Origin of the sequence: Antrihabitans cavernicola (assembly GCF_008297975.1) — a bacterium.
Lineage (GTDB): Bacteria > Actinomycetota > Actinomycetes > Mycobacteriales > Mycobacteriaceae > Antrihabitans > Antrihabitans cavernicola.
Genome location: NZ_VLNY01000009.1, coordinates 172,450 through 190,793 on the forward strand (window position 1 = coordinate 172,450; position 18,344 = coordinate 190,793).

The 18,344-nt window shown below is 65.6% G+C and carries 1 protein-coding gene; it reads right to left on the minus strand.

The annotated features are described in order from the left end of the window. Positions 1–148: 148 nt before the first annotated feature. Positions 149–18,344 (minus strand): non-ribosomal peptide synthase/polyketide synthase (locus tag FOY51_RS18770; protein WP_149431788.1); only part of this gene is annotated, 18,196 nt, incomplete at its 5' end.

Here is an 18,344-nt window from a genome sequence, read left to right on the forward strand (position 1 = left end):
ATCGACCACACCGGCGGAACTTACGGGCATGAAGAGACAGCATCGAGTTGATTCACCTTTCGTGACCACACAGATCTGGGCGCAAACCGGCGACTGTAAACCTCTTAAAGGCTACATATCGGGGTTCGCGTGGGTGTTCGCTTGGTCCTCACTCCAGCGCGAGCAGCCCGTCGGCCATATCCGTCCACACGGTTCGACCCTCCGACCAGCGGTCCACAACCGCCTGATCTGCGGTTCCGTCGGTGAGCACAACCACTTCCAGGTCCTCCAGACCATCGGGATCGGCCGCGGCCAACGCGCCGTGTGGCAGGAAGGCGTGGGTCACCCATTCGTCGGCCAGCAGATCCGAGAGCCCGGCGCCGTCGTCTCCGATGACCGAAACCGCACCCGTCGTCGACGCGAGCACGAACTCGATCAGAGCACCGGGGCCGGCCGGTGGGCCGACCAGCAGGGTCCGCGATTCGTAGGTGACCGCGAACTTCTCCCGTGCCCAGTTTGCGTAGGTCGCGAGATCGCTGTGGCTGATGACGGTCCCCGCAGCGTCCGAGCCGTCCACCACACAGGCTGGGTGTTCGGCGAGCAGCGGCCGCAAGCGGTCGGCGTACGACACGGGGTGCGCAGGCGCAGCGGACACCGCGTCCACCACGACGGCCTCGTCGAGAACCGTCCATTCGACGGTGTCCGGCAACCCCGATTGCAGCGCAGCGACGGTGACACCGACCCGTGCACCGGACGCGGTCGACACCGTGGCGAGCGCGTCCTTCGACCGGGTGGGGTCGATCTGCAGGAACGCCGCGCCCGTCTTGGCAATCGCCCACAGCGCGGTGACGGAGTCGATGGAGCGCGGCATCGCGACCGCCACCACGTCTTCCGGACCGAAGCCACGGTCGATCAGTACGCGCGCCAGCCGTGACGAGTCCTCGTCGAGTTCCTGATACGAGATCTCCCGACCGTCGAAGGACAGCGCGGGCGCCTCCGGATCCTCTTCCACGACGTCCGCGAGAATGCGCGGCAGGGTCTGCGAGGTCAGCTGAGCACTCGCATCGACAGCCGCCGTTGCGGTCGTCGAATCGGCCAGGATGGCATCTCGCTCGGCCTTGTCGATGATCTCGACATTCCCGACCAGCCCGTCCGGGTCGGCCACCAACTCGTCGAGCACCAGCATCAACCTGGTCGCCAAGGTGTCGACTTCGTCCCTCGTGAACCTGCTGCCCTGGTACTTCAAGGTCAGTTCGACGGTGGTGTCCGCGGTGACCAGCAGCGTCAGCGGGTAGTGCGTCGCATCGCTGACACCCACACCGGTGACGGTCATCCCGTCGATCGAACTCGCCTGCGTGAGCGCGGTCTTGTCGATCGGGTAGGACTCGAAGACCATCAGCGTGTCGAACAGGACGCCGACACCCGCCGCGCGCTGGATGTCCGGCAGCCCCACGTAGTGGTGATCGAGCAGATCGGCCTGCTCACCCTGAACGCGTTGCAGCAGATCGGTGATCGTCACCTTCTCGTCGAGCTGCACCCGGATCGGGATCGTGTTGATGAACAACCCCACCATCGACTCCACACCGGTCAGCTCCGCCGGACGACCGGACACCGTCGCACCGAAGACCACGTCTTCGCGACCGGTCATGCGGCCCAACAGAATTGCCCATGCGGTCTGCACCAGCGTGTTGACGGTGACGCCGACCGAGGCACCGAGAGCACCGAGCTTTGCCGTCTTCTCCTCCGACAGTTCGGTGACGACCTTGCCGATCTCGACGTACGTCTCCGTACCGCGGGCAGGAGCGGCGAGCAGCGTCGGCTCGGCGACACCGCCGAGCGCGGTTGCCCAGGCCTGCAACGACGCCTGTTCGTCACGCGCGGCGAGCCAGGCGAGGAAGTTGCGGTACGGCGCGACCCGAGGCAATGCCGTCGCGTCACCGCGGGTTGCGTAGAGCATCAGCAGATCCCGCATCAGCAACGGCATCGACCAGCCGTCGAGAACGATGTGATGGCTGGTGATCGCGAGGTGATACATCTGCGCCTCGGTGCGCACCAACGTGAACCGCATCAGCGGCGCGGCGGACATGTCGAAGTGCGATGCCTGATCCTGTGCGAGCAGACGACGCAGTTCCGGCATCCGATCGTCGTCGTCGAGACCCGTGAGATCCAGCTCGCGCCACGGCAATTCGACGTGGTCGAGCACCACCTGCAGCGACTCACCGCTCTCGTCGGTGACGAAGGCACTGCGCAGGTTCGGGTAGCGGTCGACGATGCCCTGCGCGGCAGCCCGCAACCGTACGGGGTCGACGGCTCCTTGCAGGTCCAAGACCGCCTGCATCGTGTAGACGTCGACCGTCGCCGCGGTCATCATGGCGTGGAACAGCAGACCCGCCTGCAACGGCGACAGGGGCCAGATGTCGGCGAGGCTCGGGTACGTGCCTTCCCATACCTCGATGTCGCGTTGCCCGACCCGGACCAGCGGCACGTCCGACGGCGTCAAACCGCCGGCCTCGGTCGTCGCCGCATGCTGTGCGAGGGCCTCGAGCGCCGAGGTCCACAGATCGGCGAACTCCTGCACGTCCTCGCGGGACAGCAGGCCGGCCGGGTATGCGAAGCCTGCGCCGAGGCGCGGACCGTCGGGTCCGTCGCTGACGATGGCGTTGATGTCGATCACGCCGTTCGCGGGCATGTCGGCATCCATGTCCACCGCGAGGTCACCGAGATCACCCGTTGGCGCCCAGCCGATCTCGCGGAACTCGGTCGGTATCTCACCCGTCGATGCCCGGCCGAGGTAGTTGAAGCTGATCTGCCCGGACGAGGCGCCGAAGCGATGTGCCGTGTCGTCGTTGAGGTAGCGCAGCAGGCCGTACCCGATGCCCTTGTCCGGAACCCCGAGCAGTTGTTCCTTGACCGCCTTCACCGCAGCACCTGCCGCCGCGCCGCCGTCGAACGCATCGGTCAGGTCGATCCCGCCCAGATCGAGGCGAATCGGGTAGGCGCTGGTGAACCAGCCGACCGTCCGCGACAGATCGGCACCGGGAACCACGTCTTCCTCGCGACCGTGCGCCTCTAGCTTGATGAGCGACGCATCGACGGTTGCCCCACGGTTCGCGCGCCACTTGCTCAATGCCATCGCAAGACCGGTGAGCAGTCCGTCGTTGACACCGCCGCGGTACAGGCGTGGCACAGCGGTCAGCAGTGCTTGCGTTGCGTCGGTGGACAACTGGACCTGAACCCGCTCCACCGTCGAGAAGGTGTCGATCGCCGGATCGAAGGCCCTGCTACCGATCAGTGGATCGGTGGTGTCGGTGACGGTGCGCCAGTACAGCAGCTCTGCGACCCGCTCTGTCGAGTTGGCCTCGTCGGCAAGCGCGTGCGCCCACCTCCGCATCGAGGTGCCGTTGGCGGGAAGCGAGACCGACTGACCGTTGCTGAGCTGACCCCAGGCGACGGCGAAGTCGGGCAACAGGATTCGCCACGACACACCGTCGACCACGAAGTGGTGTGCGGCGATGAGCAGGATTCCGGCGCGGTCGTCGGCGAAATCGAACCAGACGAACTGCACCATCGATCCGGTGGCGGGATCGAGCCGACCCATTGCGCGGTCGAGCTCGGCTGTAGCCAGCGCCGTGAGGTCGGCCTCGTCGATGCCGGCCTCGACGCGAACGTGCGCAAGCGCGGCGTCGATGTCGACGGAGCCGAGTGGACGGGCCTCGAAGTGCCAGTCGCCGTCGACTCTCGTCAATTGCGAACGCAACACATCGTGGTGATCGAACACCGCGGCGATGGTGGCGACCAGGGTCGCACTGTCGATGCCGCTCGGCAGCGCAACGGCGAACGACTGGGAGAAGCGGTCGAAGGAGCCACCGGCAGCCAGCGTCGACACCATGATCGGCGTCAGCGGGATTTCGCCGACGCCACCGCCGTCGAGCTCCACCAGAGTGGTCGGCTCATCGGTCGAATCGTTGCGTGCGGCAACGCTTGCCAGTCCGGCAACGCTTCGCTGTTCGAACACGTCGCGCGGACTGAAGACCACGCCACGTGCCTTTGCCCGCGACACCAGCTGGATCGACAGAATGCTGTCGCCACCGAGCGAGAAGAACGAGTCGTCGAGACCCACCTGGTCCAGGCCGAGCACATTGGCGAAGACCTCGGCGACGATCGCCTCGACCTCCGATGCGGGAGCCCGGAATTCGCGAGCCGCGAGCACGGGCTCCGGCAGCGCCTTGCGATCCAGCTTGCCGACCGGTGTCAGCGGAATCTCGTCGAGGACGACGATCGCAGACGGGACCATGTGCGGCGGCAGGCTCTGCGACGCGAACTCGGTGAGAGCATCGGTATCGATCGCTCGGCCGGGCACTGGCAGTACGTAGGCAACCAGAATGGTTGCACCCGCGGCGGTTTCGCGACCGATCGTGATGGCGAACTCGACATCGGGATCCGAACCGAGCACGGCATCGATCTCGCCGAGTTCGATGCGGTAGCCACGGATCTTGACCTGGAAGTCCGAGCGGCCGACGTACTCGAGTTCGAACGGCTTGTCGTCCGTCGCGTTGACCGAGACGTTCGGCGACCACCGAACGACGTCACCGGTGCGATACATGCGTGCGCCCGGCGAGCCGAACGGGTTGGGCACGAAACGGTCGGCAGTCAGATCCGCACGGTCGTGGTAGCCACGAGCCAATGCGCCGCCTGCCAGGTACAGCTCGCCCGCGACACCCGGCGGCACCGGATTCAGCCTGCCGTCGAGGACCACCGCCGACATGCCGTGCACCGGCGTGCCGATGGTGACCGGTCGACCGACTTCCAACTGCGCGAACGACGAGATGATCGTCGTCTCGGTGGGACCGTAGCCGTTGAAGTAGCTGCGACCCGGCTGCCATTTCGCGAGCAGTTCCGGAGTGGTCACGTCGCCACCGACCGACACCACCTCGAGATCGGTGATGCCTGCCGGATCGACGGTGCCCAGCACCGCCGGGGTGATGATCGCGTGCGTGACCCGTTCGGTCCGCAGCAGTTCGCCCAGGTCGGGACCACCGATGATCGACGACGGGACGATCACGAGCGTCGCACCGTTGTAGAAAGCCGCCATCCATTCGAGCACCGACGGGTCGAAGCTCGGCGAGCAGATGTGCAGGAAGCGAGACTCGGCCGTGAGGTGATACAGATCGGTCGCCGCGTCCACCACACCGCCGAGACCGGCATGGGTGACGGTGACGCCCTTCGGTAGGCCTGTCGAGCCCGACGTGTAGATGACGTAAGCGGGATGGGCAGGCAACAGGTCGGCGAGTCGGTCGCTGTTCGTCACCGGCGCAGCGGATTTCGCGTCGCACAGCGCGGCCGTCGATGCGTCGTCGAGCACCAGCCAATCGAGCTCGGCGGGCAACGCACCGACGAACTCGCTTCCGGTGATACCGGTGACAGCACCCGAATCGGTGATCATGTGCAGTACGCGATCCGACGGATAGCTCGGGTCGACGGGAACGTGTGCGCCGCCGGCCTTGGTCACCGCCCATACCGCGGCAACCATCTCGTAAGACCTCGGGAAGGACAGTGCCACCAGCTTTTCCGGGCCGACACCACGGTCGATCAACACCCGTGCCAGTCGCGACGAGAACTCGTCGAGCTCGCGGTAGGTGATGGATCGGCCCTCGTAGCGCACCGCCACCTTGTCCGGATTCAGTGCGACGCCACGCGTCAGGTCGTCGGGCAGCAGGCCCCGAGCCATCACGTCGTCGCCGTGGATCCGGGTCAGGAACTCGTACTCGTCCCGCTCGAGGATCTCGATGTTGCCCACCGGCAGCTCGGGCGCCGTCGCGAAGGACTCGAGAATGCGAACCAGGCGCTGCATCAACGATTGCGCCGCGTCCGCCGAGAACAGATCCTCGAAGTACTCCAGCCACATGTGGATTCGGCTGCCCGCGGTGATGCCCAGCGTCAACGGGTAGTGCGTGTTGTCGTTGGACCTCACGCCGGTCACCGACATGTCGTCGATCGACTGCGCCTGCTCCGCAAGGCCGGCCTCGTCGACCGGGTACGACTCGAACACCGTCAACGTGTCGAAGAGCGGGCCGAGGCCTGCGATCCGCTGAATGTCGTTGAGCCCGATGTAGTGGTGCTCGAGCAGATCTGCCTGCTCGCTCTGCAGCCGAGCGAGGAACGCCTCGGTCGACTCGTCGACATCGAGACGAACCCGAACCGGCAGCGTGTTGATGAACAGGCCGACCATCGTTTCCACGCCGGGCAGGTCTGCCGGGCGGCCGGACACGGTGGCACCGAAGACAACGTCGTCACGGGCCGTCATGCGCGCCAACAGAATTCCCCAGGCGGCCTGCACCAGCGTATTGGTGGTGACACCGAGTCGCGCCGAGAGCGTGGCGAGCGTGCTGGTCGTCTCGTCGCTGAGATCGACGACCACTTCCGCCGAACGCGAGGAGATTTCCTGGCCCGGATCCGCCGGGGCGAGCAAGGTCGGCTCGTCCAGGCCGTACAGCGCCGTGCGCCACTGCTCGTGCGATGCATCGACGTCCTGCGCCGCAAGCCAGCTCAGGAACGAGCGGTACGGCCGCACCCGCGGCAGCACCGATGCGTCGCCGCGCGTTGCGTAGAGCACCAACAGGTCCTTCATCAACAGCGGCAACGACCAACCATCGAGCAGCACATGGTGATTGGTGAGCACCAGCTTGTAGGTCGCGTCACCGGTCCGCACAAGCATGAATCGCAGCAGCGGAGCCGTTGCCAGATCGAAATGCTTGGCCTGGTCCTCCACGAGCAGTCGGCTCAATCGTTCGTCGACAGCATCGCCTGTACCGGCGCGCAGGTCGACCTCACGCCACGCGACCTCGACGTGATCGAGCACGATCTGTACCGACCGGCCGTCGTCGCCCTGAACGAACACGGTCCGCAGGTTCTCGTACCTGTCCAGCACCGCCTCGCCTGCAGCGCGCAGCCGAGCCGCGTCGACCCGGCCTTCCAGGTCCAGCGTCACCTGCATCGTGTAGATGTCGAGCGACGAATCCGCGAGCATGGCGTGGAACAGCAACCCGGACTGCAGCGGCGAGAGCGACCAGATGTCGGAAAGCGTCGGGTAACGCGCCTCCCACACGTCGATCTCGTGCTGTGCCAACGGAACCAGTGGCAGATCCGACGGCGTCAGACCACCCGCGGCCGACGTATCCGCATGCGCTGCCAAGCCGACGAGCGCTTCGGTCCACAACTCCGCGAGCCGAGCGACGTCGGCGTGGGCGATGGCTCCGGTCGGGAACGCGAACGACGCGCTCAGCGACGGTCCCTGCTCGCTGTCGGTGACGATCGCGTTGATGTCGACCGTCTTGTTCGCAGGCATGTCCGCGTCGCCCTGCGCGGTCACCTCGAGGTCGTTCGACGGCAACCAGCCCAGTCCGGCCATGGTGTCGGGGATGTCGCTGGTCGACACCCGTCCGAGGTAGTTGAAGCTGATCTGCCCGCCGTCGTGGGCGCGCAGCTCGGATGCTGTGTCTCCGTTGAGGAATCGCAGCAGCCCGTAGCCCATACCCTTGTCGGGAACGGACAGCAACTGCTCCTTGATCGCCTTGACCGCGGCGCCTGCAGCGGGACCACCTGTCAGCGCATCGTCGATGTCGATGCCTGCCACGTCCAGGCGGACCGGGAAGACACTGGTGAACCAGCCGACCGTGCGCGAAAGGTCCGCGCCCGCAACGAGTTCTTCCTCGCGGCCATGACCCTCGAGCTGAATCAGCGTCGACGATTCGAACACGCCGCGTTCCCTGCGCCACTTCGCCACCGCAAGTGCCAGCGCGGCGAGCAGCCCATCGTTGACGCCACCGTGGTAGCGGCCCGGCAGATCGGTGAGGATCTTTGCCGTCGCGGCAGCAGGCACCGACACGTCGAGGCGGTCGACCGTTGCCAGCACATCGACTGCCGAGTCGAAGGCGCGATCGCCCAACGTGGGATCGGGGCCTTCCAGAATCGACTGCCACACAGACAGTTCCGCGATACGGGCTTCGCTCTCGGCCTCCTCGGCGAGGGCATGCGACCACCGGCGAACCGACGTCACCGGTGCCACCAGGTCCGGCGCAGTGCCTGCTGCGAGCTGCGTCCACGCGGTCACGAAGTCCGGCACCAGAATTCGCCACGACACACCGTCGACCACCAGGTGGTGCGCGACGACGAGGAGGCGGCCGGTCTGCGTCGGCCCGAAGTCGTACCAGACGAACGCGACCATGACCCCGGCCTCGGGATCGAGCGTGCCGAGTGCAGTGTCGTATGCCGCCGAGGCCCGCTCGCTTACCGACTCGTCACCGATGTCGCCGGACATCTCGATGCGCGTCAGCGTCGCCGCGACATCGAATGCACCGGGCTCGGCGACATCGAGGCCGAGGCCACGCGAGTCGTCGACCAACCGGGCACGCAACACGTCGTGACGATCGACAACGGCCGTGATGGTCTGCACCACCGCGTCCTGCTCGACACCGATGGGCAGCTCGAGCATCAACGTCTGCGCGTAGCGCGAGTAGCTGCCGCCGCGCTCCACCATCAACCTGCCGAACGGCAGGAGCGGCGACCATCCGATGCCGCCGCCGGGCAGCTCCTCGAGAACCACCGGCGCATTGTCCGCGGCCGCAACCGCGACCTGCGCGAGTCCAGCAACTGTCTTCTGTTCGAAGACATCCCGCGGCGAGAACACGACGCCGTGCGTGCGGGCGCGAGAGACCAGTTGAATCGACAGAATCGAGTCGCCGCCGAGCGCGAAGAACGAGTCGTCGACACCTACCCGTTCGACGCCCAACACCTCGGCGAACACGGCACTGATTGCCTGTTCGGTCGAGGTCTGCGCCGTGCGGAACACCTTGTCGCTGGCGAAGACCGGGGCCGGGAGGGCCTTGCGGTCCAGCTTGCCGCTGATGTTGAGCGGGAACGAATCGAGAACGACGATGGCCGACGGCACCATGTACTCGGGCAGCGCACCGGTGACCGCGGTCTTCAGATCGTCGACATCCACGGCCGAGCCCGCGGTGGGCACCACATAGCCGACCAGCACTTCGCCTGCCGCGGAATCGGATCGAACGACAACCACGGACTGCGCGACGTGATCGTCGGCGAGCAGTGCGGCTTCGATTTCACCGAGCTCGATACGGAGGCCACGCAACTTCACCTGGAAATCGGTGCGACCGATGTAGGTCAGCTCGCCGTGACGCGTCCACGTCACCAGGTCGCCGGTGCGATACATCCGGTCACCGGCATTGCCGTACGGGTTGGCGACGAAGCGGTCCGCCGTCAGATCGGCGCGGCCGACGTAGCCGCGCGCCAACTGCACACCGGCGAGGAACAGCTCGCCCGCAACTCCTACCGGCACCGGATTCAATCGCGAATCCAACACCAGCACAGCGGTATTCCACACCGGGACGCCGATCGGCACCGACGTCTCGTCCGCCGCGGTGACCTCGTGGTACGTGACGTCGACGGCAGCTTCGGTGGGACCGTAGAGGTTGTGCAGTCGCGTCGCGGGCAGCACGTCGCGAACCCGCGCGGCGGTCTGTGCGGGCAGGGCTTCGCCGGACGCGAAGAGCTGGCGCAGCGAGGTGGCTTCGGCAACACGGTCGAAGGCGACGAACACTGCGAGCAGCGAGGGCACGAAGTGCGCCGTCGTCACGCCGCGTTCAGCGATCACATCGACCAGGTACTCCGGGTCTCGATGCCCGTCCGGCCGTGCGATCACCAAGGTGGCACCGGTATGCAACGGCCAGAACAATTCCCAGACCGAGACGTCGAACGTGAACGGCGTCTTCTGCAGGACGACATCGGCCGGGGTGAGTCGGTATTCGTTCTGCATCCAGAGCAGACGGTTCACGATCGCCCCGTGCGTGACGGCAACACCCTTCGGGCGTCCTGTCGACCCGGAGGTGAAGATGACGTACGCCGTGCTGGTGGGCAGCACAGATCCCAGCCGCTCACCGTCGGAAATCGGGGTGTCCGAGAACGCTGTCAGGTCGGCGGTGTCGATTTCGACGACCGGTGCCGACACCGCGAATCCATCTCGCGACGTCGTCAGCACGCACGTTGCGGCAGCGGTGTCGAGAATGTGCGCGATCCGCTCGACCGGATGGTCCGGATCGACGGGCACATACGCGCCGCCGGCCTCGAGCACGGCGTAGATCCCGACCAACAGATCGACGGACCGACGTATCGCCACTGCGACAAGCGATTCCGGTCCGACGCCCTGTTCGATCAGCAGGCGGGCAACGCGGTGAACCCGCGATGCGAACTCCGCATAGGTGAGGCTCGCACCCTCGAACTCCAGCGCTGTCGAATCGGGCGTCTGCGCGACCTGCGCGTCGAACAGCGACACCAGCGTTGCATCGGTGTCGACGGCATGCGCGGTGTCGTTCCACTCGGATACGACCAGCGTGCGCTCGGCAGCGTCGATGATGGGCGCGTCGCCGATCACGGACGTCGGCAGCTCCACCATCGTTTGCAGCATCCGAACGAGGCGGTCTCCGAAGAGGACCATCGTTGCGGGATCGAAAAGGTCCGTGGCGTAAGCCAATTCGACCTTCATCCCGGCGGCCGACCCGTCGGCGTCGGTCTGCTCGGCAACGGTGATCTGGAGGTCGAATTTCGCGGTATCGACGGCGAAGTCGACGGCGCTCACCTGGAGGTCCGGCAGCTCGAACTCCGCCGTGCCCAGGTTCTGGAACGTCAGCATCACCTGGAACAGCGGATGCCGTGCGGTCGAACGCTCGGGGTTGAGGACCTCGACCAGCCGCTCGAACGGCACGTCGGCGTGACCGAAGGCGGAGATGTCCGACTCGCGCGTGCTCCGCAGCAGGTCGTCGAACGTCCGGCCGGGGTTCGCGTCGGAGCGCAACACCAGCGAGTTGACGAACATGCCGATCAGGTTGTCGAGCGCCGCCTCACCGCGGCCCGCGACCGGGGTTCCGATGGCGATGTCGGTGGTGCCGGACAACCGTGCGAGCAACGCGGCAAGTGCGGTGTGCACCACCATGAACAGCGTCGCACCGTTGGCGGTGGCAAGCCCGTTGAGCCGTACGGCCAATCCGGCCTCGATGTCGAACACGTGCGCTGCGCCACGGTTGGACGCGACGGCAGGCCGCGGCCGATCGCTCGGGAGATCGAGCTGCGCGGGCAATCCGTCCAGCGTGTTTCGCCAGTAGTCGAACTGCTGCGAGATCAGCGACTCGGGGTCGGTCTCCGAACCGAGGACATCACGCTGCCACAGCGCGAAATCGGCGTACTGCACCTCGAGCGGCGACCACCCCGGTGCGGAGTCGTCGGCGCGAGCGACGTAGGCCACCATCATGTCTCGCGTCAGTGGGCCCATCGAGTAGCCGTCGGATGCGATGTGGTGCACGACGACGACCAACACGTGCTCGTCCTCGCTCAACCGGAGCAGAACGGTTCGGAACGGAACTTCGCTCGTGGTGTCGAAGCCTTCGCCGATGACGGCAGCGACCTTGGCTGCCACGTCACCTTCGACGATCGACTCGACCGTCAACTGCGGGATCGCACGCGCCGCGGGAACGATTTCCTGGAAACCGATGCCGTCGTGTTCCGGGTAGCGGGTACGCAGAATCTCGTGGCGCGCAACGATGTCGCCGATCGCGGACCGCAGCACATCGACCTGCAGCGCCCCCGTCAACCGAATGACCGCAGGGATGTTGTTGACACCCGACTCTGGATCGAAGCGGTTCAGGAACCACATGCGCTGCTGCGCGAGCGAGAGCGGCACACGTTGCGGCCGTGGCTGGGGCGCCAACGACTTCTGGCCGCCGACACCTGCATGCTGCTCGACCTTCGCCGCCAACGCTTCGACGGTCGGCGCCTCGAACAGCGACCGAACACTGACCCGGGTGTCCAGCGCGTTGCCGAGTCGAGCAGCAACTTGGGTGGCGAGCAGTGAGTTGCCGCCGAGTTCGAAGAAGTTGTCGTCCAAGCCGACTCGCGCCGCACCGACGACGTCCGCGTAGATGCCCGCGACGATCTCCTCGATCGGTGTCGACGGCGCGCGGAACGTCTTCGCCTCGAATACCGGTTCGGGCAGCGCCCGTCGATCGAGTTTGCCGTTCGCGTTGAGCGGCAGCGCGTCGAGCACGACGAACGCGGACGGCACCATGTACGACGGCAACCGATCCGCGACCGCCTGCCGCAGCACCGCGACGTCGGCGGTGGCATCGGGCTGCGCAACGACGTAGGCGACCAGCTGATCGCCCGCGTTGCGGTCGCTGCGAGCGATCACGGCTACCTGAGCGAGCGACTCGTGCTCGGCCAGCACCGTCTCGATCTCGCCCAATTCGATTCGGAAGCCACGAATCTTGACCTGGAAGTCGGTGCGGCCGATGTAGTCGAGGAGACCGTCGGCACCCCACGACACCAGGTCGCCGGTGCGATACATCCGCGCACCCGCCGGATCGAACGGGTTCGCAACGAACCGGTCCGCGGTCAGGTCGGCTCGACCGAAGTATCCCCGCGCCAGCTGTGCGCCCGCGAGGTAGAGCTCACCAGCGACACCGGCAGGAACGGGATGCAGCCGCTCGTCGAGGACGTAGGCCGCCACGTTCCATTCCGGCAGACCGATCGGCACGGCACCGGTCGTCACGTCCGACACCTCGGCCCACGTCACCGATACCGCGGCCTCCGTGGGGCCGTAGAGGTTGAACAACGGGGCGGCGTTGTTCGCCAGGAACCGGCGGGCGGTGGCGGCGGGCAGCGCCTCACCGATCGCCAGGACCCGCACCAACGACGCAGGTAGACGCTCTCCCCCGTCGATCATCAGCGCATCGAGCAACGACGGCACCAAGTGCAGGGTGGTTACGGATTCCGACTCGATCAGTGCGTTGAGGTAGGCCGGGTCGCGATGCCCATCGGCGTCGGCGATCACCAGACGCGCACCCGAGACCAGCGCCGACCAGAATTCCCACACCGACAGGTCGAACGTCGCCGCCGTCTTCAAGAGCACGGCGTCGGTTGCGTTCAGATCGAATTCCGCACGCTTCCACTGCATCTGGTTCGCAACCGCACCGTGGGAGACGGCCACACCCTTCGGCTGACCGGTCGATCCCGATGTGAAGATCACGTACGCCGTGTTCGACGGGTGCAGCGCGGCGATCCGCTCCGCATCGGTGACCGGTGTCGTCGCGTACCCGCTCAGGTCCAGCGAGTCGATGTGCACGCTGCGGTGACCGGATGCATCGAATCCCGCACCGCTGGTGGTCAATACGCAGACCGGTGCCGCGGTGTCGAGGACGAAAGCGGAGCGTTCGGCCGGTTGTTCGGGATCGATCGGCAGGTACGCGCCACCGGCCTGCGACACCGCGTACATCGCGACGACCAGATCGATGGAACGACGAATGGCAAGGCCGACACGTGCTTCCGGTCCAACGCCGAGACCGATCAGGTGGCGTGCGAGCCTGTTGACCCGTGCGTCGAACTCGGCATAGGTCAGCGTGTCGCCACCACTGACAAGTGCAACGGCGTCGGGCGCCGCCGCAACCTGCTCGGCGAAGAGCGACACCAGCGTGGTTGCGGGCAAGTCGTAGGTGGTGGCGTTGTTCTCGAGTACCAGTTCGGTGCGCTCGGCAGCGCTCAGAAGATCCACGTCGCCGACCAGACTCGACGAGTCCGCAACCATCGCGTCGATGATCAGCAGCAGACGATCGGCGAATCGTTCGACAGTCGCCTCGTCGAACAGATCTGTGGCGTAATTGAATTCGGCGGCGATCTCGGCGGGCTCGCCATCGACGTAGCGATCCGCGACAGTCAACTGCAGATCGGTCTTCGCGGTCCGAGTGTCGTAGTCGACGGTGCTCACCGTCAGCCCCGGCAACTCGATCGACGAGGCGCCGAGGTTCTGGAACGACAACCCGATCTGGAACAACGGATTGCGTGCTGTCGAGCGGACCGGGTTGAGGACTTCCACGATCCGCTCGAACGGCACGTCGGCGTTCGCGAACGCAGCCAAGTCGGTTTCCCGAATCTGCTTGAGCAACGTGTCGAACGACTCCGACCCGTCGATCTCCGCCCGGAACACCAAGGTGTTGACGAACATACCGATCAGGTCGTCGAGCACGGCCTCACCGCGACCGGCGATGGGAGTGCCGATCGCGATGTCGTCGGTCCCGGAGAGCCGCGCGAGCAACACCGCCAGCGCGGTGTGCATCACCATGAACAGCGATGCGTTCTGCTGCCGCGACAACTCCAGCAAACGGCGGTGCACATCCGGCTCGATGCGGAACTCGACGGACGCACCACGGAACGACTGCGCTGCGGGCCGCGGCCGATCACCGGGCAGTTCCAGCTGATCGGGCAATCCGGCCAACGCGTCGGTCCAGTACCGAATCTGCTGCGAGGCAAGCGAATCCGCGTCGTCCTCGGAACCGAGCACCGCACGCTGCCACACAGCATAATCCGCGTACTGCACTGGCAGCGGCGACCACGACGGCATCTCACCGGTAGCGCGGGCCGCGTACGCAACCATGATGTCGCGCGTCAACGGGCCCATCGACGCACCGTCGGCCGCAATGTGATGCACGACCATCGCGAGCACGAAATCACGCGGGCTCAACTCGAAGAGCGCAACCCGAACCGGAACGGCATCGGTGACGTCGAACGCGGTCGTGACGATGCCGAACACCTTCGCGACCACATCGTCTTCGGATACCTGCTCGGCAACCAAACTGCTGAGCAGTTCGTGCGACGGTCGAATATCCTGGCGCGGCCCGGCTTCGGAGTTCGGGTACCGCGTGCGCAGCGACTCGTGCCGCTCGATCAAATCCATGATCGCGTTTTCGAGAGCGGCGACATCGAGTTCACCGGTCAACCGGATAGCGACAGGGATATTGTCCACCGCGGATTCGGTATCGAACTGGTTGAGGAACCAATACCGCTGCTGCGCAGGTGAAAGCGGAATCGGATCCGGCCGCGCACCCGCTACCAACGCGGGACGCTTGCGACCGCTGCCCGACAGCTGACCCAGCCGCGCGGCGAGCGCGACGACAGTCGGCGCCTCGAACAGTTCGCGAACACCGATCTGCGCATCCAACGACGCACTCAACCGGGCGACCACCTGCGTCGCGACCAAGGAGTTGCCGCCGAGTTCGAAGAAGTCGTCGTCGAGCCCGACCCGTGACGTTCCGAGTACATCCGCGAACGTCGATGCCACGATCTCTTCGACCGGCGTGCTCGGCGCCCGGAACACCTTCGCCTCGAACACCGGGGCCGGCAGGGCCTTACGATCCAACTTGCCCGACGCGTTGAGCGGCAACACATCCAACACCACGAAGACCGACGGCACCATATAACCCGGTAGACCGCGGCCGATCTGCTCACGTACATCATCGATATCCACCGAGGCACCCACAGCGGGCACCACATACCCGACCAACTGCTCCCCGGTACGCGAATCCGAGCGCACCACAACCACGGCCTGACCCACCGAGTCCAGACCCGTTAGGGCGGTTTCGATTTCACCGAGTTCGATCCGCAGGCCACGCAACTTCACCTGGAAATCGGTGCGGCCGATGTAATTCAACTCGCCGTTGCCGTCCCACGACACCAGATCACCCGTGCGATACATCCGCGCACCAGGCTCTCCGTACGGGTTCGCCACAAACCGATCAGACGTCAGGTCCGGGCGCCCGACATAGCCGCGCGCCAACTGGACACCCGCAAGGTAGAGCTCACCCGCGACACCGACCGGGACCGGACGCAACCGACCGTCGAGGACGAACAGCTCGGTGTTGAACACCGGCGCACCGATCGACACCGACGCCACATCGGCATCGACCACCTCGTGGAACGTCACGTCGACAGCAGCCTCGGTCGGGCCGTACAAATTGTGCAGTCGAGCACCCGTCGCGGCACGCAACTGCTGAGCCGTCTTCCCCGGCAACGCCTCACCCGAGGCAAACACCTGCCGCAACGACGTGCACTCCCTCACACCGGCGGTGACATCCCCCGTCGCTCCGCTCGCCCCGGCAGCAACGAACACCGCCAACATCGACGGCACGAAATGCGCCGTCGTCACGTTCTCGCCGCGAATGACCTCGACCAGATACGCCGGATCACGATGACCATCCGGCCTCGCGACCACCAACCGGGCACCGGTCTGCAACGGCCAGAAGAACTCCCACACCGACACATCGAACGTTGCCGGCGTCTTCTGCAACACCACATCATCGGCAGTCAATGCGTACGCCGACTGCATCCACACCAAACGGTTCACGATCGCCCCATGCGAGACCGCAACACCCTTCGGACGACCCGTCGACCCCGACGTGAAAATCACATACGCCGTACCCGACGGCAACAGATTCGCGGTGCGCTCCGCATCCATGACCGGACCATCGGCAAAGCCGGACAGATCCAGCTCATCGATCAACACCGTTCGCCCGGTGACAGCCAACTCGTCGGCACTGGTCGACAACACACACACCGGCTGCGCAGTGTCGAGGATGTACTCGATGCGCTCCGCCGGATGATCCGGATCCAGCGGCACATACCCGCCACCGGCCACCGACACTGCGTACATGCCTACGACCAAATCCAACGAGCGGCGCATACCCAGAGCCACAAGCGATTCCGGACCCACACCCTCGGCAATCAACCACCGAGCCAACCTGTGCACCCGAGAAGCGAACTCGCCATACGTCAGCGACTCACCCTCGAACGACACCGCCACCGCATCCGGAGTCCGAGCCACCTGCGCCTCGAACAACGACACCAACGTCGCCGACGAATCCACCACCTGCGCGGTGTCGTTGAAGCCGGTCAGGATCTCTGCCCGCTCCGCTGCGTCGAGCAGATCGACGTCGCCGACCGGTCGCGTCGGATCGGACAGCGTCTGCTCGAGCACGCGTACAAATCTGGTGGCAAGGTTCGACACCGTCGAGGCGTCGAATAGATCTGTGGCGTAGACGAACTTGGCAACGACTCCGGCGGGTTCACCGTTGGCGCCTAGTTGCTCGACGAACTCGAGCTGTAGATCGAACTTCGCTACGTTGGCATCGAAATCGACTCCGGCAACGCGCAATCCGGGAAGTTCGAGTTCCACGACACCGGTGTTCTGGAACGTCAGCATCACTTGGAACAACGGATGCCGAGCCTGCGACCGCGCCGGGTTGAGAACCTCGACCAAACGCTCGAACGGCACATCGGCATGACCGAACGCCGCGATGTCCGTCTCGCGCACCGATGCCAGGAAATCGGAGAACGACAGATCCGAGTCCACTTGGGTCCGCAGCACCAGCGTGTTGACGAACATGCCGATCACGTCGTCGAGCGCGTGCTCACCACGACCTGCGACGGGCGTACCGATCGCGATGTCGTCGGTACCAGACATCCGTGCCAGCAGTACCGCAAGCACACCGTGCACCACCATGAACGGGGTGACACCCCAGGCGCGCGCCTGCACCACGAGGTTTCGGTGCAACTCCGGCGAGATGTCGACGCTCTGCGTGTCACCGTGATACGACGCCGAGACCGGACGCGGCCGATCCGACGGCAGGTCCAACTGGTCCGGCAACCCGGCCAGTGTGTCGGACCAGTACCGAGTCTGCTGCGCCAGCAACGACGTCGCGTCTTCGTCGCTACCGAGCACTTCGCGCTGCCAGAGTGCGTAATCCGCGTACTGGACGGGCAGCGGCAGCCAGGTCGGCGCCTCGACCTGGGTCCGCGCCGAATACGCCACCATCACGTCCCGGGCGAGTGGCCCCATCGACCAGCCGTCGGTCGAAATATGGTGCACCACAACGACCAACACATGTTCCGGCTCGGGTCCACCCTCGACTCGGAACAACCGACCGCGCAAGGGAACCTCGGCGGCGACGTCGAAGCCGACCCCGATCACCGCAATCACTGCGGCTAGCAAATCCGAATGATCGACCGCAATCGGTGTCAGGTCGGGCACCACCTGAACGGTCGGCAGGATCACCTGCGACGCGGCACCGTCGTAATCGGGGTACACCGTGCGCAACGACTCGTGGCGCTCGATCACATCGGCAACCGCAGCCTGCAACGCAGCAACATCGAGCTCACCGATCAACCTGATCGCAGCGGGGATGTTATTGACAGCGGATTCGGGTTCGAATCGGTTGAGGAACCACATCCGCTGCTGCGCCAGCGACAACGGAATCCGCTCCGGACGCTCCCGCGCAACAAGAGCAGCCCGACCACCCTCACCCGCATGCGACTCCACCCGAGCAGCCAAACCAGCCACCGTGGGCGCCTCGAACAACACACGCACCGCAACCCGCGAATCCAACACCACACCCAACCGCGACACCACCTGCGTCGCGATCAGACTGTTACCACCCAACGCGAAGAAATCATCATCCGCACCGACCCGCTCG